At 72.5% G+C, this 19,399-nt stretch carries 16 protein-coding genes; 6 read left to right on the forward strand and 10 right to left on the reverse strand.

Features of this window, described 5'->3' with window-relative positions; genetic code table 11:
* Nucleotides 1–493: 493 nt before the first annotated feature.
* Nucleotides 494–3,247: an ATP-binding protein gene (locus ABD256_RS33330; RefSeq protein WP_344428287.1), complete on the forward strand. Its 2,754-nt coding sequence runs from the start codon at nt 494–496 to the stop codon at nt 3,245–3,247.
* A gap of 193 nt (nt 3,248–3,440) precedes the next feature.
* Nucleotides 3,441–4,391 (forward strand): prephenate dehydrogenase, encoded by a 951-nt coding sequence (locus ABD256_RS33335; RefSeq protein ID WP_344428347.1) that lies wholly within the window; start codon nt 3,441–3,443, stop codon nt 4,389–4,391.
* 226 nt (nt 4,392–4,617) lie between these two features.
* On the opposite strand, the gene ABD256_RS33340 is transcribed toward ABD256_RS33335, so the two are convergent.
* Entirely contained in the window at nt 4,618–4,851 is a 234-nt protein-coding gene (locus tag ABD256_RS33340; protein ID WP_344428290.1) for an antitoxin, read from the reverse strand.
* 127 nt (nt 4,852–4,978) lie between these two features.
* Nucleotides 4,979–6,922, reverse strand: a complete 1,944-nt coding sequence (locus ABD256_RS33345; protein ID WP_344428292.1) for an FUSC family protein — start codon at nt 6,920–6,922, stop codon at nt 4,979–4,981.
* 73 nt (nt 6,923–6,995) lie between these two features.
* On the opposite strand from ABD256_RS33345, the gene ABD256_RS33350 reads away from it, so the two are divergent.
* Both ABD256_RS33350 and ABD256_RS33355 read left to right on the forward strand, forming a co-directional pair.
* On the forward strand, nt 6,996–7,436 hold the full coding sequence (locus ABD256_RS33350) for an SRPBCC family protein (RefSeq protein ID WP_344428295.1): 441 nt from the start codon (nt 6,996–6,998) through the stop codon (nt 7,434–7,436).
* A 151-nt stretch (nt 7,437–7,587) separates the two neighbouring features.
* Nucleotides 7,588–8,331, forward strand: a complete 744-nt coding sequence (locus ABD256_RS33355) for a polysaccharide deacetylase family protein (protein ID WP_425546565.1) — start codon at nt 7,588–7,590, stop codon at nt 8,329–8,331.
* A gap of 210 nt (nt 8,332–8,541) precedes the next feature.
* Here ABD256_RS33355 and ABD256_RS33360 read toward each other — a convergent pair whose 3' ends face one another.
* The 8 genes from ABD256_RS33360 to ABD256_RS33395 all read right to left on the reverse strand — a co-directional run bounded on the left by ABD256_RS33360 (nt 8,542) and on the right by ABD256_RS33395 (nt 16,233).
* Nucleotides 8,542–11,103 carry a CHAT domain-containing protein gene (locus ABD256_RS33360; RefSeq protein WP_344428301.1) on the reverse strand — a complete coding sequence of 854 codons (2,562 nt, stop codon included), beginning with the start codon at nt 11,101–11,103 and terminating at the stop codon, nt 8,542–8,544.
* 46 nt (nt 11,104–11,149) lie between these two features.
* Nucleotides 11,150–11,620, reverse strand: coding sequence for a carboxypeptidase regulatory-like domain-containing protein (locus ABD256_RS33365; RefSeq protein WP_344428304.1), 471 nt, complete (start codon nt 11,618–11,620; stop codon nt 11,150–11,152).
* A complete protein-coding gene (locus ABD256_RS33370; protein WP_344428306.1) occupies nt 11,617–12,222 on the reverse strand; it encodes an RNA polymerase sigma factor in 606 nt (201 codons plus the stop codon). Before ABD256_RS33370 ends, ABD256_RS33365 begins: the two co-directional genes overlap by 4 nt.
* A gap of 97 nt (nt 12,223–12,319) precedes the next feature.
* A complete protein-coding gene (locus ABD256_RS33375; RefSeq protein WP_344428309.1) occupies nt 12,320–12,691 on the reverse strand; it encodes a protease inhibitor I42 family protein in 372 nt (123 codons plus the stop codon).
* A 77-nt stretch (nt 12,692–12,768) separates the two neighbouring features.
* Nucleotides 12,769–13,407, reverse strand: a complete 639-nt coding sequence (locus ABD256_RS33380; protein ID WP_344428312.1) for a hypothetical protein — start codon at nt 13,405–13,407, stop codon at nt 12,769–12,771.
* 20 nt (nt 13,408–13,427) lie between these two features.
* Nucleotides 13,428–14,567 (reverse strand): C1 family peptidase, encoded by a 1,140-nt coding sequence (locus ABD256_RS33385; protein ID WP_344428315.1) that lies wholly within the window; start codon nt 14,565–14,567, stop codon nt 13,428–13,430.
* Between the two features lie 211 nt (nt 14,568–14,778).
* Nucleotides 14,779–15,507, reverse strand: coding sequence for an SGNH/GDSL hydrolase family protein (locus ABD256_RS33390; RefSeq protein ID WP_344428318.1), 729 nt, complete (start codon nt 15,505–15,507; stop codon nt 14,779–14,781).
* Nucleotides 15,508–15,720: 213 nt separating this feature from the next.
* Nucleotides 15,721–16,233, reverse strand: a complete 513-nt coding sequence (locus ABD256_RS33395) for a GbsR/MarR family transcriptional regulator (protein WP_344428321.1) — start codon at nt 16,231–16,233, stop codon at nt 15,721–15,723.
* Nucleotides 16,234–16,328: 95 nt separating this feature from the next.
* Between ABD256_RS33395 and ABD256_RS33400 the strand changes: the two genes are divergently transcribed.
* Nucleotides 16,329–17,246 carry an ABC transporter ATP-binding protein gene (locus ABD256_RS33400; RefSeq protein ID WP_344428324.1) on the forward strand — a complete coding sequence of 306 codons (918 nt, stop codon included), beginning with the start codon at nt 16,329–16,331 and terminating at the stop codon, nt 17,244–17,246.
* Nucleotides 17,243–18,922, forward strand: coding sequence for an ABC transporter permease (locus ABD256_RS33405; RefSeq protein ID WP_344428326.1), 1,680 nt, complete (start codon nt 17,243–17,245; stop codon nt 18,920–18,922). Before ABD256_RS33400 ends, ABD256_RS33405 begins: the two co-directional genes overlap by 4 nt.
* Nucleotides 18,923–19,399 lie beyond the last annotated feature (477 nt).

The following is a 19,399-nucleotide window of genomic DNA, read 5'->3' on the forward strand; positions in this document are numbered from 1 at the left end:
CAGTGCTTCTCCCGCGAATTCTGGAAACTCACCCAGTATTGCGCCGGCAGCCAGTACGGAAACCGCGCGATCGTCACTTTCCGCTGCCCGTTCCTGACGCTCGCGCGTTTTTTCCGTCCGCGTTGACACGATTGCGAAATGCGGACTGAGCACTAGGGGTACCCCTAGAAGCGACAGCGGGGCAGGCTTCGGGCGAACGGGCGGCAAGACGCCGCGATGCCGACCGGACGCACCGCAGGGACGCCTGGTGTGAACCAGCTCACCATGCTGGTGCAGAGGGATTTCTCGGCCCTTCCGACCGGCGCGGGCGCGGCGGCGCGAGCCGTCGCGGAATGCCGGGCGACCGCCTTTGCGCGGCCGTTTTCCGGTTTTCCACTCCATCGACCGGCGCGCCGGTCGCTGCTAGTTTGACAATCGTGACCCGCTCGGCCGGGCGGTATTCCTGGGGAACCCGGCCGGTCGCACCGCATATCGGGGGAAGGGACGAGTCGCCATGGTTTTGACCGAACGGGCGGACGAGCTGGCAACCTTGACCGCCCTTTTCGACGACGCGGCGGGCGGTGCCGGGAACTGCGCGCTCGTCAGCGGGCCCGTCGCCTCCGGCAAGACCGAACTGCTGACCGTGGCCGCTGCCGTGGCGGCCGGACGAGGGGCGGTCGTGCTGACCGCGCTGGGCGCCGCGGCGGAACGCGGCACGCCGCTGGCCCTGTTCAGCCAGCTCATCACCGACGCGCCGCTCGACCCCGCGGCGAGGGAACGGGCCGAACGCCTGCTTTCCGGGGCCTCGCGCGGCGAAGGCTCCGGGCACGTGCGCACGACGGTCGTGCACGAGCTGTCCGCACTGCTCGCGGGACTCACCGCCGAGAAGCCGGTGGTGCTCGTCGCCGACGACATCCAGCACGGCGATCCCGCTTCCCTGCGATGCGTCCTCGCACTCGTCAAGCGGCTTCGCGCGGCGCGCGCCACGGTGCTGCTCGGGGAGACCGACCAAACCCGCGATGCCGATCCCCTGTTCCACTCCGAGCTGCTGCGCCAGCCGCACTCGCACCGCGTCCGGCTCGCCCCGCTGAGCCTCGCCGGGGTCCGGACCGCGCTCTCCCGCCGGGGATCCGGCCCCGCCGCGGAGTTCCACTCGGCCAGCGGCGGAAACCCGTTGCTGCTCAAGGCGTTGCTCGAAGACCACGACACCGCCCTGAGCACGCTCGGCGCCGGGCACGACTGGGCGCCGGTGGCCGGCGAGGCCTTCCGGCGAGCCGTGGTGACCTGCCTGCGCCGCGGCGACGACCTCGCGCTGCGCGTCGCGCGCGGGATCGCCGTGCTCGGCGGTGACGCGGACAGCCACGACATCGCACGCCTGCTCGACCTCGATCCGGCGCTCGCCGCGGGTGCGACGCGGACGCTGACCGCGGCGGGACTGCTGGCCCCGAACGGGTTCCGGCACCCGGCGGCGCCCGCCGCGGTGCGGCACGACCTCGGCCCCGCCGCACTCGCCGCGCTGCACGGGAAAGCGGCGGAACTGCGGCACGAGCGGAACGCGCCCGCCACCGCCGTCGCCGAACACCTGCTGGCGGCGGGCGGGCCCGCGAAGCCGTGGGCGGTGCCCGCCCTGCGGGAGGCCGCGCACCACGCGCTGCTCGGCGATCGGGTCGAACCGGCCGTGCGGTACCTCGAACTCGCGCTGCGGCTGTGCGGCGACGAGGCCGTGCGCGCGGAAGTCCTGGTCGCGCTGGCGGACGCGGAATGGCGGATCGACCCCGCTTCGACCGCGCGCCGGATGGGAGCGCTGGTGGCGGCGGTGCGCACCGGGCACCTCGACGGCGCGCACGCGCATTCCGCGCTGCGCCACCTGTTGTGGCACGGGCGCGCGGAGGAGGCCGCGGAGGTCCTGCGCCGGTGCCACGGCGAGCACGGCACCTCCCGCGCCGCGGACCTCATCACCACCCGCCGGTGGCTCGCCGTTTCCCATCCAGCGCAGCTCGAACGGGCGCCGAGCCCCCGGATTCCCCGGCAGGGCACCGGAGCGCGCACCGGGCTCGCCCCGGTGGTGGAGGCCGACCCGCGCCGGACGGCGACCAACGCCCTGCACGCCGTGCTCACCCGGGGAGCGGTCAAGGAGGCGATCGCCGGGGCGGAACAGGTGCTGGAAAGCGTGCGGCTCGGCGACAGCACGATCGACCCGATCGAAAGCGCGCTGCTCACGCTTCTCTACGCGGACCGCGCGGGCAAGGCCGGGCCGTGGTGCGACCTCCTGCTCGCCGAAGCGGCCGAACGCGGGGCTCCGAGCTGGGAAGCGGCACTTTCCGCACTCCGCGCGGAAACCGCGCTCCGGCTCGGCGACGTGCCCGCGGCCGCCGCCAGTGCGAGGACGGCGCTCGCGCACCTGCCCCCGTCCGGCCTGGTCCCCGCCGCGGGCGTGGCACTGGGCGCGCTGGTGCTCGCCTTGACCGCGGAGGGCGAACACGCGGAGGTCGCGGCGCTGCTGGCCGAACCGTTGCCGCGCGCGGTGGTGGAGTCCAGGGCGGGGCTCCACCTGCTGTACGCGCGGGGTCAGCACCGGCTGGCGACGAACCGGCTCCACGCGGCGCTCGCCGACTTCCGGCTGTGCGGCGAACTGATGACGCGGTGGCGGCTGGACGTGCCCGCGCTGGTGCCGTGGCGCTCGGCGGCGGCCGAAGCGCATCTGCGCCTCGGCGAGCGCGCCGCGGCGGAACGGCTCGCCGTCGAACAGCTCGCCCGCTGCGGCGACGGGCACTCGCGCTCGCGCGGCATCTCGCTGCGCGCGGCGGCGAACCACGTGGCCGATCCCGGGAAACTGCTGCGCGCGGCGGAGCACGAGCTGGTGGCCTGCGGTGACCTGCTGGAGGTGGCGCGGGTGCGCGCGGAACTCGCCACCGTGCGGCAGGGCGGGGGAGAACCGGCGGAAACCTGCGGCGGCGAGCACTGCGCGCGGTGCGTGCCCGGTTCGCACCCCGGCCGCGCGGCCTCCGGCGCGGCCCAACGCGACGGGGGTTCCCGCAGGCGGGGCCGCACCCGGCAGGCGACGGCGCTGACCGACGCCGAGCGCCGCGTGGCCGAACTGGCCGCGCTGGGGCACACGAACCTGGAAATCGCGCGGAAGCTCTACATCACGGTGAGCACCGTGGAGCAGCACCTCACCAGGGTGTACCGGAAGCTGAACGTCCGGCGGCGCACCGAGCTGCCGATCGGGCTGCAGGTGGCGGCCGACGCGGCCTTCGCCGCCAACTGACTACACTGTGGACAGTGCTTTACGCTACTTTTTGTTGTCGCGCAACATGAATGACCTTTTAGTACACAATGGATAGTTGTGCTGTCCGGCACGGGGAAACGGCACCGGAGCCCGGCCGGGTCGCCGTTCGCGCACGCGTCGTCACCTCCGTCCGCGGGCACTGGCAGGATGAACCCCCGTGCGAGACGTATGTGTGATCGGCCTCGGCTTGATCGGCGGCTCCGTGCTGCGCGCCGCCTCCGCGGTCGGCAGGACGGTTTGGGGCGCGACCTCCTCCGAGGGGGACGCGGCAGCCGCGCGCGCTGACGGCTACGACGTCATGGAAGTCCCCCAGGCGCTGCGGCGCGCCGGCGACCAGGACGCGCTGGTCGTCCTCGCGGTGCCGCTGCCCGCGATCGAACCGGTGCTCCGCGAGGTCGCCGAGAGCGCCCCGTCCGCCGCGCTGACCGACGTCACCAGCGTCAAGGGCCCGGTGCTCGACTCGGTGCGCCGGTTCGTGCCGTCGGCGCGGTTCGTCGGCGGGCACCCGATGGCGGGCACCGCGGAATCGGGGTGGCGCGCGGGCAACGCGGCGCTGTTCGGCGGCTCGGCCTGGGTGGCCTGCGTCGAGGAGGACACCGACCTCGGCATCTGGGCCGAAGTCGCGCAGCTCGCGCTCGACCTCGGCGCGCACGTCGTGCCGATCCCCGCCGACTCGCACGACGAAACCGTCGCCAGGATCTCCCACCTGCCACATCTGCTCGCCGCGGTGCTCGCCGCGGTCGGCGCCCAGGGCGGGCCGCTGGCCATGTCGCTCGCCGCCGGCTCCTACACCGACGGCACCCGCGTCGCGGGCACCCGCCCCGAACTCGTGCGCGCGATGACCGAAGGCAACCGCCACGCGCTGCTGCCCGTGCTGGACGAGGCGCTCGGCAGGCTCGGCGCGATGCGCGGCTCGCTCGCGTCGACCGGCGGCCTCGCCGTCACGATCAACGCGGGCAACGAAGGCGCGCAAGCGCTTGCCGCCACCCGTGACGTGCACCGGGCCGGGGTCAGGGTGAACCTCGCGGCGCCCAACGCCCGCGAAGGGCTCTGCGCGCTCGGCGAACGCGGCGGCCGGGTCACCTCGCTGGCTGGCGACACCGCCATCGGCGAAGTGAACTGACCTTCGCTTTTCCCTGAAGGGCACCTTCGCGGCATGAGCAGCCGTGCTCGCGAAGGTGCGAGAAGCAGCGCCAGAGTCGACAGGACGCCCCGTGGCGGGGGCGAAGCCCCGAAGGAGCGTTCTCGGCGCTCAGTACCGCGAATCCGGCCCCGCAACGGCAGTCCCGGTGCCGGGGCTCGGCGTGCTCAGGCTCCCGGAGCCTGAGCACGCCGGGACCGGCCCGCTGTCACTGGGGCGGCGCGGGCGGGGGCTGCTCGCCGCCGCCGTCCTGGCCGCCTTCCTTGTTCTTGTTGAGGAAGTCCTTGGCCTTGCCGCTGGCGCTGTCGATCTTGTCGGAGTGGTCGCCGAACTTCGACTTCGCGAAGTCGCTCGCCTTGTCGATGCCCTGTTCGACCTTCTCGCCGTGCTGCTTCAGCGCGTCGGTGGCCTTGTTCTTCAGTTCGTCGAAGTCGATGCCCATCTTGGAACTCCTTCGCGGCGGGCCGCGGACGGTCCGGGCCCTTCCACCCGTCCATCCCAACCCCCGGCGCCGGATCTCGCAACGCGAACTCACCCGGCCCGGGGTAATCCCGAGCGGTCGCGCCTGGTCAGGCCCGTCGGCGCGACGACGGGAGGAACCGGCGCACGAGGCGCATCGGCGACCGTTCGGCGAGATCGGGCCCGCGCACCGCGTCGAACACCGTGGTCAGCTGGTCCACCACGCCGGAAAGCTGCTCGGTCTCGGGCACCGGCAGCGACCGCGGATCCCGCTGCTCGCGGATCGACGTCGCGATCTCGGTCAGCGCGGTCGTGAGCAGTTCGATGTCGCTCTCGCCGGGGCGCGGAGCGCCGTGCTCGACGGTCACCACGACCTCGGTCACCGAGTCCGTCACGCGTTCCAGCCCGGCGATCACCGGCCACCACGCCACCGCCTGCCGTCCCGCCGCCGACGGCTCCACCACCACCTGCTGGAAGGCGGTCCGCAGATCCGCGAGCGCACGGTACGCACGGCGGCGCGCGCGGGAGCGTTCGGCCAGGTCACCAGTGCCCGCAAGCGCTTGCGTCACGTATGTCGCGACGGTTTCGCAGGTGTCCGCGAGCCTGCCGCCGACCCGCGGCCGCATGCTGCCCGGCCACAGCAGGTAGCCGAAGACGAGCACGATCACGCAGCCGAGCACGGTGTCGACGAGCCGCGCCACGACCACCGACCAGTCACCGTGGCTCGACAGGTCCATCTGCAGGATGATCAGCGGGGTCACGAAGGCGCTGAGCACGCCGTAGTTGCGGACCTTGCCGATCGCCACGCCCGTCGCGAACAGCGCGATCAGCACGACCAGCGGCCAGCCCTGCGCGCCGAGGCCCAGCACCGCCGCGCCGATGCCGACGCCGACCACGGTGCCGATACCGCGCAGCACGGCCCGCCCGAACACCGAGCCGAAATCCGGTTTCAGCACGATGCCGACGGTGAGCGTCAGCCAGTAGGAGCGTTCGAGCGGCAGCAGCAGCCCGGCGACCTCCGCGAGCGCGACGCACAGGCTCAGCCGCAACGCGGCGATCCAGGTCAGCGGGCCGGAGATCAGCGACTCCGCCCATTCGCGGAAGCGGGCCGTCGCCGGGACGCGCGCGGGCCGCTGGCGCGACGCACCGGCCGGGATCCTCGCCAGCCCCGCCTGCAGCGGGTGGTACCGCTCGTCGAGCCCGGGTGGTTCCGGCACCGGCTGGTCCGCGAGCACGGACGCGGCGACCGAGGTGAGGTAGCCGACCGCCTCCGGCGGCCCCGACCGGCCCGCGTTGACCATCGCGACCGAGGCCTCCACCGCCGGCGTCGACGCGGACAGCAGGTTCAGCAGCTTGCGGTACGCCGCGTCCCGGCCGGACAGCCACGACCGCGCGGTCAGCAGCCGGTCGTACGCGGTGTTCATCGCGGTGGTGAGCTGGTTGCGCGCCGCGCGGGAGGTGTCCGCGTCGGTCGCCGAAAGCATCGCGGCGAGTTCGATGTAGACGTGCGCGACCGCGGTGCGCTCGGGGCTCGTCGCCCGCCACGTCCAGCCGACCAGCGCGACCGACAGGCTCCACACCGCGCCGATGAGGAAGCACAGGAGCGAAACCTCGATCCGGACGCCGGTCGCGTGCTGGCCGGTGCCGATCACGCAGAACACGAACAGCTGCAGGCCCGCCACCGACGCGTTGCTGCCCGCCGCGCTGATCAGCGCCGACACCGCGGCCACCAGCACCACGGCCGCGATGGTCGCGGCGAGGCTCGCGCCGCTGACCAGGCCGATCAGGTAACCGGCGCCCGCCGCCGCCGTCGCGCCGCCGAGCCGTCGCAGGCGGTACCGGTAGGGGCCGGCGGCCTCCGACAGCACGGTGGGCAGCGCGCCGGTCGACGCGAGCGCGCCGAGCCCGATGTTCCCGAACGCGTACCCGACGGCCAGCGGCACCGCGAGCGCGATCGGCGCGCGGAGCGCCCTCGTCCACGGCACCGGCTCGCGCTTGCTGCGCAGCAGGTGCACGAGCCAGTGCGGGGCGGCGAAATCCGGGCGCTTGCTCACCGTCACATCTTGACCCACGGCTACCGCACTGGCGTTATCTTGCGGCCAACAACACCGATCACGGAGGTCCGCGATGGCCCGGAAGTTCTCGTTCGAGGTCAACCGCACCAGCAGCGCGCCACCGGAGCGGCTGTTCGCGCTCGTGGCCGACGGCGCGCGCTGGTCGGACTGGGCGAAACCGCTGATCATCCAGTCGAAGTGGGCCCGTGAAGCGGAACGGCCCGGCGGCATCGGCGCGATCAGGTGCGTCGGGCTGTGGCCGGTGCTGCTCCGCGAGGAAACCGTGGAGTACGAACAGGATCGCAAGCACGCCTACCGGTTCGCGGGCTTCGCGCCGGTGCGGGACTACCTCGGCGTCGTGACGTTCACACCGACCTCCACCGGCGGGACGGACGTGCGCTGGTCCGGCTCGTTCCACGAGAAGGCGCCCGGCACCGGCGCGCCCGCACTCGCCGCGTTCCGGACCGTCATCCGGTTCCTGTCCTCGCGCCTGGTGAAGGCGGCCGAGCGGTAGCCGGTGCGTCGGGTCACTTTCCGCAACCCATGATCGACTTGAACGTCCCCCGATCGTGTAGTTGGCATCGCGGAAATCTCGACAGAGCAAGCAAAAAAGGGGACGTACTGTGACATTCGCTCCATCTCGTCGTCGCCGTGCGCTGGGGGCCCTGGCTCTGACCCTGAGCCTCGGGCTGGCCGCGTGCTCGACGGACACGCCCGCCGGACCGCCGCCACCACCGCCTTCGCAGGACAACCCGGCACCGGCGGGCCCGCAGTTCGTGCCGCCGTACCGGTTCGGCGACGCGCAGGAGAAGGCACCGCCGCTCGCGAACGGTGAGACCCCGGTGCTCCGCCGCGTCCCGACCACCAAGCCGTACGTGTTCATCACCATGGACGACGGCGCGGTGAAGGCGCCCGAGGCGCAGCAGCTGATCCAGCAGTCCGGCACGCGGCCCGTGCTGTTCCTCAACCAGCGCTACGTCAAGGGCCACGAGGCGTACTTCCGGTCCATCCTGGACAGCACCGGCGCCGAGCTCGGCGACCACACGGTCGACCACCCGAACCTGCGCGGCAAGTCGTTCGACTTCCAGCGCAAGCAGATCTGCGACACCGCCGACGCTTTCGAGCAGGAGCTGGGCAGGCGCCCGGCGCTGTTCCGGCCACCGTTCGGCAACTACGACCAGACCACGCTGCGCGCCGCCGTGTCGTGCGGCATGCGGGCGACCGTGCTGTGGACCGCCTCGGTGAACGACGGGCAGGTCCAGTTCCAGTCCGGCACCAAGCTGAAGCCGGGCGACATCGTGCTCATGCACTTCCGCAAGACCTTCGCCGAGGACTTCACCGCCTTCCTCGACCAGGCGCGGCGCGACGGCCTGACCCCGGTCCCCCTCGCCGACTTCCTCGCCGCCTGAAACCCGCGCGACGTTTAGCCCGCTAAACGCAGCCCAGGCCCCCCGTGGCCGCCCGCGACGGTTAGCCCGCTGAACGCGCTCCGGGCCTGCCACGGGCGGATCCGGGCAGCCGCGCCCGCCGACGACGTTTAGCCCGCTAAACGTCGCGGGCGGGGTCCCACCGCGGGGCTGGCCGCCGGGGACGGTTAGCCCGCTGAACGCAGGTGGGGGTCAGCCTGCGCCGAGGCAGAGGAAGGGGCGGCGCAGCGGGTCCGCGGCGGTGGCTTCGGCGAGCGCGAGCGCGGGTGAGGTGCCGGCCGCGAGCAGCCGGTGCAGGTCGTGCATCGCCTCGGCGGCGGCGTGGTCGCCGACGCGGGAAATCGCCCCGATCACCGTGCACGAACCGCTCGCGAGCAGCGTGCCCGCGAACCCCAGCGGCTCCTCGCCCGGCCGGATGTGGCTCATCGCCAGCTCGCACGCGGCCAGCACGACGCGGTCCGGCGGACTGCCGAGGCGCGCCGTTTCGTGCGCGAACAGCGGTCCGTCGACGAGTTCCAGCCGGGAGAACAGCGCGTTCGCGGGTTCGTGCGCACCGTGCGCGACGAGATGCGCCAGCCCGGAACCGTCGAGTGCCGCGAGCACCTTGCCGCTGGTCGCCGCTGGACCGTCGACGAGCGTCGCATTCGGGTAGACCTCGCGGAGCTTCCGCACCTCGCCGAGCGCGCCGGGCACACCGGGCCCGCCCGCGAGCACCACCGTCGGCGCGCCGAACCCGCGCGAGCGCGCGCCGACCCACGCGGTCGCGGACGGCACGATCGAGATCGGCTTGCCGCGCAGGGTCGGCAGCGCGGGCCACGGCAACGCGTAGAGCGGCCCGGACGGCACCAGCACGAGTTCGCGGTCGCCGATGAGGTCCGCGATCGGCTCGACGAGCATCCGGTCGAGCAGCCGGGCGCGGTGGTTCGCGGACGCGGTGACGGCTTCGACGAGCGGGGCAGGCAGGTGATCCGGCGCGAGCGCGTTCAGGTCCGCGTGCAGCTGACGGGTCGTCTCGAAGATCTCGGCGCGGTCGCCGAGCCGCACCAGGCGGAAGCGCCCGTCGCGGACGACGACCGCGGCGAGCGAATCGCGATCCGTGCCGAGGCTGACCAGCACGCGGTCGCCGAGCTGCTCGACGACCTCCTCCGGCGAGCAGACCGGACGCGGCCGCCCCCACGGCGTCGTGGACCAGCCGAGCCTGCTCGCCTCGCGCTGCAGCCAACGGTAGCGGTGTTCGAGACCGGTGGCGCGCTTGCCCGCGAGCCGGTTCTGCTGCGCGGTCCGCTGCACGTGCCGCATCTCGGTGAGGTGCTGCGCCAGCACCGGGTCCTCGATGATCGGCAACGGCTCGTACCGGTACACCTGCGCCCGCGTCCGTTCCTGCCAGGCGAGGAGCCGTCGCGCGCCGGACCCCCCTCGGCCACGGTCGAGCACGAGCGAACAGGCGAGCCTGCCGAGTTCGAGCCCGTGCACCGCGGTGCCGCACACCAGGTCGAGCCCGCCCATCCGGTCGCGCACGCGGCCGAGTTCGGCGAGCCCGGCGCGGGCCTGCGCGAGCGCCGAGCGCGGACGGCCGGTGGCGACGGCCAGTTCGGCGCGGCACAGCCGCAGCAGCATCCGGTGGTCGACCGGCGTGGTCTGGCGCGGGGTCGGCACCTCGGCGAGCAGCGCGGTGGCCGTCTCGGTCGCGCCGCGGCGCAGCTGCAACCGGACGGCCAGCATCCTGGCGACGCCCGCCTCGTCGCGCAGCCCGAGTTCACCCAGCTTCGCCGCCAGCTCCCGCAACGCGATGGGCAGGCGCGCGGGTGGTCTTCGCGCGGCATCACCGAGCGCGGCGCCCGCTTCGGCGCGGAGCCTGGTGAGCGACGCGATCCCCGCCCACGGCGCGTTGCCGCGACGCAGGAAGCGCTGGCGGGCGGCCCCCGCCAGCCGCCGCGCGAGCGCGTAGTCGCTGTCGAGCAGCGCGGACGCGGCGCGCGCGACCTCGGCTTCGGCGACGTCCTGGAACGCCTTGGCGGCGCGCAGTTCGGGCAACGCCTCGTCGAGATGACGAGCGGCGTCCTCGGCGAGCCCGGCGGCCAGCAATGCCTTCGCCTGGTCCAGCCGCAGGCGCGGAAGCCAGCCAGGCGCCTCCGATTCGTAGATCCGCGCCGCCTGCTCGTAGTGCCGCAGCGCGTCCGGGATGTCGCCGACGAGCTGGGCCTGGTCACCGAGCGCGTGCCGGACCTTGCCCTCCAGCCTCGCGAGCCCGTAGTGCACCGCGAGGTCGAGGCTGCGACGGAGATCGGCGAGGGCGGCGCGCGGGTTGTTCAGGTCCACGTGCACGTGCGCGCGGTTCAGGATGGTGCGGGTGAGCAGGGTGCCGTCGTCGGTGACCTCGCGCTCGAGTTCGGGGATGATCGCGTCGAACAGCGCGAGCGCGTCGGCGAGCTTGCCGGTGCGGAACAGGATCACCGCGCGCTGGAGCCCGATGACCGCGCCCTGGGTGCTCTTCGCCGGTCCGTCCGGCAGCTCGGCCAGCACGGCCCTCGCGGAGTCGAGATGGGCCAGACCCGCTTTGGTGGAGCCGCTTTCCGCCTCCGCCGACGCGAGGCTGATCAGGATGCGGGTGCGCAGCACCAGGTCCGCCACGCCGGACGACCCGCCCGCGCGGCGATCGAGCTTGCGCAGCGCGCGGTTCAGCAGGCGAAGCGCGTCCGCGGGTCGCGCGTCCACGGCCGCCGTGATCGCACGCCGGTAGAGGTCATCTGGCACACGCCCTATCTGAGCACAAACCCCACCCGCTGTGGAGCGAACCGCTTCAGAGCACCACGGCAGGAGTAACGACGGTGCGGGTCGACGCCTTCCCGCCGACGTGGACCACGATCTGGGTGGTGCCGCACGGCACGTCGTCGAGCACGAAACGGCCGCCGACATCGGCGGTGGTCGAGGACGCGCCGTGCTCGGCGACCCTGATCTCGACCCCGTGCGCGCCCGCGGGCACGAGCCAGCCGTCGATCCGGTGCGCCGCGCCGACCTTGGTGAGATTGATCATCACGGTCAGATCGCTGACGGTGAAGGTGATCGTGCCCTCGTCACCGCCGCGCACCCCGGCGAGGGTGCCGTCGCGCACCCAGCGCGCGACCTCGACGTCGAGGTTCTCCAGTGCCATCGCGAACTGCACCCGTTCGACGAGGTCCGCCGGCGGCGCGTCGAACTCGTCGACGATCCGCCCGATGTCCTCGAGCAGCGCTTCGTCGGACATCCCGCCCGATCCCCGCATCTCGTTCATGCGCCGCCCCCTTCGGTTTCCAGCAACTCGCGCATCGTCTTGAGGCAACGTCCCCGGGTCGGGCCGATGCTGCCGTGCGGCATGCGCAGCGCTTCGGCGACGAGACGGTATTCGGCACGGCCCGCCAGCACGGTCAGGCGGATGATCTCCTGGCAGCGCTCGGGCAGCCGGGTGAACACCTGCCACAGCAGGCGGTCACGATCGGCGCGCAGCGCTTCGGCCTCCGGGGCCGGGTGACCGCTCGGCATCGACTCGGCCATCTCGTCGGTGAGCGGGACCGGGGACGGCTTGCGGCCGTGCGACCGCTGCGCCTCGCGACGCGCGGTGGTGATCAGCCAGCCCGCGAGCGCCCTCGGCTCGGTCACCTTCGCCAGGTTGGTGAACAACGCCAGCCACACCGTCTGGACCACGTCCTCGGCGGTGGACGCCTCCACCCCGTTCGCCCGCGCGACGTGCCACACCAGCGGCGTCAGCTCCGCCACCAGCCGGTTCATCGCGTTGCGGTCACCAGCGCGCGCGGCGTGCACGCACGCGGCGTACAGCTCGTGCCCGTGGAGCCCTTCCCACGGTGGATCCGCCTCGACGGTTCGCGTCTCGGTCACGGTTCGTGCCCCCTCGACTCGCCCACAACTCAGCGTTGGCAGTATCGCGGGCTCACCGGGGTAAAGAGGCGGGTGGGTCAGTGCTGGATACACGGAGTCACTCATTCGGAGCAGCGGACAGGACGAAGGTAAGCGTTCGCCGCGGCGCCTGCTCCCAAGGACGGATCAGGTCCGCGTGGAGGGGAAGCCGGCCGGCGTCGACGATGTCCAACACGTCGAACGCCAGCCGGCGAACCCCACCCGCACCAGGTGGCCCCGCCCCCGCGACCACCTGCCCCCTTTTTGGGTGGCCCTGTTCCCCGCCGCCGTGCCCGCGGTATTCGTCATCGACCAGGTGCACTCCCCTCGGCAGCCGGCACAGCCACCGAAACCCGCTCGACGGGGTCTCCGGGAGCGAAAGCTCCACGGTGTCTCCCGCACGCACGCGAATCACCTCCCCGGCATTCGCCCGCGTGATCCGAATGAGCACGACGCCCCCCGGGGCTCAGGGCGGCGGCAGCCGGCGGCCCCCTCGGCTGCCGGCTACCGCCTGCCTCGGCGAGGCGGTCAGACCAGGATCTGGTCGATCTGGCCCGACGCGTCCTCGTGGTAACTCAGTGGCAACCGGTTGTTCTTCGCCAGCAGCGCCAGCAGCAGCAGGTTGCCGTTGCCCGCCTCGGACGCCATCGACAGCCGCTTCCACCCCGCACCGGGAACCCACGCCCACACCCCCGGTGAGGTGGCGGCGAACACGTGCGTGATGAAGCGGCGGTGCGCCCAGCCGTCACGGCCGGTCGTGGCGACCGGTCCCGGCTGCGCGGGCTGGCCCGCGGGCGGCGTCGGCTGTCCCGCCGGGGGGCTGTACGGCTCCCACGACATCGGTGCGACAACCGGGGCACCGGCAGGCGGGCTGTAGGGCTCCCACGACGTCGGCGCCACAACCGGAGCACCGGCAGGCGGGCTGTACGGCTCCCACGAGGTGGGGGCGACAACCGGAGCGCCAGCGGGTGGGCTGTAGGGCTCCCACGACGTCGGCGCCACCACCGGAGCGCCAGCAGGCGGGCTGTACGGCTCCCACGAAGTGGGGGCCATCGGCGGCGCCCATTCCGGCGGGGCCGGCGGCGCGTCGGGGTGCGGCGGTGCGGGCGCTTCCACGCCGTTCGCGGTGGCGGTGTCGTCCGGGACCGGCTCGGTGTTCGTACTCATGCAGTTCCCCTGTTCTTTCTTCACTGCCCGATGCGGAGCATCGCGAGTTCGTCGTTGTCGATGAACGGCGCCACGGCCGAACCGCGCGCACGCGGATCGGCGAGCATGGCGAGCGCGGTCGCGGTCCCGCGCGGCCCACCGGAGAGCCGGGCCCAGCCGGCCTGCTCCAGGTAGACCCAGGCATTGGCGTCGTGCGCGCTGGTGAACAGCCGCAGCGCGCGCTGCGGGGGCAGCCACGCGCGCAGGTTCACGCCCGTGCACCCCAGCGTCGTCGGCCGTGCGGCCGGATAGTCCTCGAGATAGCCCTCGCCGTAGGCGATGCGGACGTAACCGCCTTCGCCCCACTCGGTGCCCCACGAGTTCTTCGCGATCCAGCAGCCTTCGACGTCGTCCCACCCGACGAGCGCGACGCAGTGGCCACCGCTCGTCTTCTCGGTGGTGTGCCGGTACACGCCGCCGGTGTAGTGGAACAGGTCCTCGTAGATGACCAGGCACGCGGCGACCGGCCCGTACCCGTAGAGGTGGTGCTTGATCGCCGCCGGGTTGCCGCTGAGGTCGACGACCTCCTCGGCGCGCGCGAGCCGGTCGAGCCAACCCGGGTTCAGCGCGCCCGAACCGTCTTCGCGGTACGGGTAGCAGTCCTCGAAGGCCACCCCGTGGGTCATCGCGTCATCGAACAGTTCGTCCGGCCACGACCCGTCCGGGTGCAGGCTTTCGCGAGCCGCCGCGTAGTCGAAGTGCAGCTGCGCCTCGGACAGGTCGAGGCCGAGGCCGCGCGCGCCGCGGGTGTAGGCGGCGGTGCCTTCGAGCGTCGCCGCGGTCGCGAACGCCGCGCACGAGCCGCACTCGCCCTGGTCCTTCACCGGCGTGGCGAACCCGAGCTGCCGCAGGTCGAACCGCGCGGGCAGCACCTCCGACGGCGCCACGCTGGAGATCACCTGCTGGCCGGTGGCCGCCCTCGCGGCGGACAGCATGCGGTCCGGCTGCTCGGCCCTCGCGGTCAGCTCGGCGTCGTCCGGCCACGGCACGCCGAGCCGCGCGGCCCGTGACTCGGCCGAAAGCCTGCTGAGCGAGGTCTCTCCGGCGTGCCAGGAGCCACCCTCGGCAAGCGATTCGCGGACAGCCGCGATTTCCGCCCGGTAGGGGTGGTCGGCGGGCATGCGGGGCTCCGTTCGTGCTCGCGGGTTCCTCAAGCAGTGTCGCCCCATAGGACGCAGGAAGGGAGCCCACGGATACACGCTCCGGCGTTTTTTTCCAGAGATTTCCGTAGCCGCAGGTCAGCGCGACACCACGGTCACACTTCTGCACGCAGCGCACTCACCGTCAGTGACCGGGCGGAATCGAGCCGTGCAGTTGATCGTGGTCGCGTGTTCAGCGCGTCACGAGGGGTAGCGCGGCTCCGGCCAGCTGGTCGCCCCAGATCCGGTAGGCGGCGGGCCCCGGGTGGAAGCCGTCGGCGGCGAAGGTCGCCGGATCCAGCATCGCGGCCGGCATCGGCACGTACCGGACGCCGGGTACCGCGGACAGCTCCGCGGCGGCCGAGGCGAGCACGCCGGAGCGGAGCCCGAGCACGGCGCGCAACGGCTGGGGCAGCGCGGGGAAGCGGCCCATCGGCGGTACCCCGGCCAGCACGACGGGCACCGGGCCGAGCCGCCGCCGCACCCCGGTGACCAGCCGCAGCAGGTCCCGGCGGAACGCCGCGCCCGACCGCAGCTCCGTCGTGTCGTTCACGCCGAGCGCGATGACCACCAGATCGGCCCGCGCCACCCGCGGCAGAAGCTCGGCGTGCACCACGCGCGCGTTCGCGCCGGTCCTGCCGAGCGCCTGCCAGCGGACCGGGCGCCCGGTCCGCGCCGCGAGCGCCGCGGCGACACTGCCGGTGAGCGCGCGCTCGTGGTCCGGCGCGCCGACACCATCCACAGTGGACTCCCCGATGGCGAGCAGTGCCAGCCCGCCGCCGTCGCCGCCCGTCACCGGGCCGTCCGCACCGGGCAGGCGCGGTGTCGTGCGGCGCACCCGCAGCCCCTGCGCGAGCAGCATCGGGGCGAGCGCGACCGTGGCCGTGCCCGAAACCGCGTTCGAGAAGCGCGCGTTCCGCATGCTCCGCAGACTAACCGCACTCGTCTCCGGTGCCGGATGGCCGGAGGCGGGTCCGCCGGATTCCCTGAAGGTCGCCTTCGGGGAATCCGGCGCCACGAACGCCACCACGGCACCTCCGCACCGGCACCGATCCGCAGGCGCTGTCCGGCGCGCGCCTTCCGCTGCCGGGGAGCAGCTCGCCGGGCGACTCGCGCGGCCCGTGCCGGAGCGCGGTCAGGGGTGACCGAGGTCCCGGATGCGCTCGTCCCGCCACCGCTCGATGAGCGCCGGGATCTCCTTGGCGAGGTACATGAAGAAGTCCCTGGTCTGCTCGATCCGCGCGCCCGCCCTGGTGTCCTTGCCGACGGCGTCGATACCGCTCTCGAGCGCGTCGGCGAGCCCGGAGTAGACCGGGTCGCGCTTGCCGATGATCTCGTACCAGAAGTCGTCGCCGATCAGGTAGTGGTCACGCCGCTCGCCCGGCTTGCGCTCGCGGTGCGCCATGCCGATCTGCATGAGGTACCGCGTGGCACCGGACACCGCGGCGGGGCTGATCTGCAGCGCCTCCGCGATTTCACCGGCCGTCATCTCACCGTCGTCGTCGGCGAGGATGGCACTGAACACCCGTGCGGGCATGCGCGCCATCCCGGCCTGCGTGAGGACGAGCGCGAACTTCTCGACGAAGCGGCGCGCCGCCTCGTCGTCACGGGCGTCGGGGTCGCGTTGCGACTGGGGCCTGCTGGACATGCCGATCATCCTCTCCGACGGCCAGGATGCCGATCATCCCATCCATACCTTTTCTTAACTTCACAAGTTTGTGAAACAAGTGTAGCTTCTCGGTCATGGACAACGCCATTTCCGTGTCCGGCCTGACCAAGTCGTTCGGGCGGACCAAGGCCCTCGACGGGCTCGATCTTCAGGTAGCAACCGGCGAGGTGCACGGCTTTCTCGGCCCGAACGGCGCGGGGAAGTCGACGACCATCCGTGTCCTGCTCGGCCTCCTCCGTGCCGATTCCGGCACCGCCCGCCTGCTCGGCGGCGATCCGTGGAAGGACGCGGCGAGCCTGCACCACCGGCTCGCCTACGTCCCCGGCGACGTCAACCTGTGGCCGAACCTCTCCGGCGGGGAGGTGATCGACCTGCTGGGGCGGCTGCGGGGCGGGCTCGACCAGCGCCGCCGCAAGGACCTCATCGAACGCTTCGACCTCGACCCAAGGAAGAAGGGGCGCACCTACTCCAAGGGCAACCGGCAGAAGGTCGCGATCGTCGCCGCGCTCTCGTCCACAGTGGACCTGCTGGTGCTGGACGAGCCGACCTCCGGGCTCGACCCGCTGATGGAGGCCACCTTCCAGTACGCCATCCAGGAGGAGCGCGAGCAGGGTCGCACGGTGCTGCTCTCCAGCCACATCCTCGCCGAGGTGGAGGCGCTGTGCGACCGGGTGAGCATCATCCGCAACGGCCGCACCGTGGAGACCGGCACGCTCGCCGATCTCCGCCACCTCACCCGCACGTCGATCTCGGCCGAGCTGGCCGGCCCGCCGAACGGTCTGTCCACACTGGACAACATCCACGATCTCAAGGTGGAGGGCACCAAGGTCCGCTTCGACGTGGAGACCCGGTCGCTCGACGAGGCGCTCAGCCAGCTGACGAAGGTCGGTGTGCGAAGCCTCACCAGCCAGCCGCCGACGCTCGAAGAGCTTTTCCTCCGGCACTACACCGACGAGGCGAGCAACGGAAAACGCGAGGCCGCGGCGAAATGACATCGGCGACCGAGCACGCTCCGAAGAACACCGCCACCCCGCCGCGGCGGGGTGCGCACGAGCTGAAGCCCGCTGGGGGCGGCGCGCACTCGTTTTCCGGTACCTGGCAACTGATCCGGCTCGCGCTGCGGCGCGACCGGGTGGTGCTGCCGATCTGGATCGTGGTGCTCGGCATCATCCCGGCCGGCACCGTCGGCACCTACGAATCGCTCTACCCGACGGTCGAATCGCGGGCGCCACTGACCGCGGGCCTCGGCGCGAACCCGTCGGTGAACCTGTTGTACGGCCCGGCTTTCGACCTGTCCACGGCTGGTGGTTACACGGCGTGGAAGTACGGCACGATCCTGCCGCTCCTGCTGGCACTGGCCTGCGTCTTCACCGTCACCAGACACACCAGGCAGGAGGAGGACACCGGGCGGCTGGAGCTGCTCGCCTCGGCGGTGGTCGGCCGGTACGCCGCGCTTACCGCGGCCGTCAGCGTCGCGGGCGCCGCTTCGCTGGTGACCGGGCTGATCATGACGGCGGGCCTGCTCGGCGTCGGCCTCCCCGCCGCGGGCTCGGTGGTGCTCGGGCTCGGCGCGGCGCTCACCGGCTGGGTGTTCGCCGGGGTCGCCGCGATCGCGGCGCAGCTCGCCGAGTTCTCCCGCACCGCCAACGGGATCGGGTCCGCCGTGCTCGGCGCGATGTTCCTGATCAGGGCGCTCGGTGACTCGGCGAAGGACGTGAGCTGGCTTTCGTGGCTCTCGCCGATCGGCTGGGCGACGCAGCTCCGGTCGTTCGCGGGCGAACGGTGGTGGGTGCTGCTGCTCCCGCTCGCCGCGGCCGTGGTGCTGACCGGGATCGGCTACGCGCTGCTGCCGCGCCGGGACGTCGGCATGGGGATCATGCCGACGCGGCCGGGCCCCGCGACGGCGGCGCGAAGCCTCGCCTCGCCGTTCGCGCTCGCGTGGCGGCTGCACCGCGGCGTGCTGCTCGGCTGGGTGATCGGGTTCGCCATCGTCGGCGGGGTGTTCGGCTCGCTGGCCGCGGGCGTCGGCGACGTCATCGGCGGCTCGGACCAGACGAAGCAGATCGTCGAGCGGATGGGCGGTTCCGCCGGGCTCGTCGACTCGTTCGTCGCCGCGATCCTCGGCATCTTCGGCATGGTGGCCTCGCTGTACGCGGTGCAGGCCACGCTGCGGATGCGCTCGGAAGAGACGGCGCTGCGCGTCGAACCGCTGCTGGCCACGAAGGTCGGCCGCCTGCGCTGGGCCGCGGGCCACCTGGTGTTCGCGGTGCTCGGCAGCGCACTGCTGGTGCTGGTCGCCGGTGCCGCGTCCGGGTTGTTCCACGGGCTGCGCGTGCACGACGTCGGCACCCAGCTCCCGCACGCGCTCGGCGCGGCCGCCGCGCAGATCCCCGCGATCTGGGTCGTGGCCGGGGCGGCGGTGCTGCTGTTCGGGTTCGCGCCGAAGCTCTCCTCGGCAGGCTGGGCCGTCGCGGCGCTGTTCCTCGCGATCAGCATGTTCGGCCCGATCGCGAACGCCTCGCAAGTGGTGCTCGATATTTCGCCGTTCTCCCACATCCCGAAGCTGCCCAGCGCGCCGTTCACCGCGACGCCGCTGCTGTGGCTCACCGGTGTCGCCATTGCCGCCTTCGTCGCGGGTCTCACGGCCTTCCGCCGTCGCGATATTTGATATCGGTCGATAGCTGGTATCGGTCGTCGAAATTTGCGCCGCCGGCGGCGTGGGCACGGGCGGGGATCCGTTCGGTGGAAGGAAGTCCAGCAAGCGCGACCGGCGCCTTCTCGCGATTGCGCGACATCAGCGTGGATGCCGGACCGAGTCTTTCGCATTTCGATTGCCGGGACGATCGGGCGCTTCGCGAGTTGCGTTGGTGTGACACATCGCACCCGCGGCACACCTATTCACTTGTTCGGCGTCTTTCCCTGCAAAACAAACTTCCGGTGAATCGTTCACCGCAAGGCCTTTTGGAGGGAGAGTTCTCATGAATCGCAAGGGAATCGTCCGCACCGTCACGCTCGCCGGGATCGCTGCCTCGATCGGCCTGACCGCCGCGGTGACCGCGACCGCCGCTCCGCAGGCCGGCCCGGTCACCACCACCGCCGATCTCGACGGCAACGGCGAGATCGAAACCGTCACCACCACGATGGC

The organism is Amycolatopsis minnesotensis (assembly GCF_039529815.1).
GTDB lineage: Bacteria > Actinomycetota > Actinomycetes > Mycobacteriales > Pseudonocardiaceae > Amycolatopsis > Amycolatopsis minnesotensis.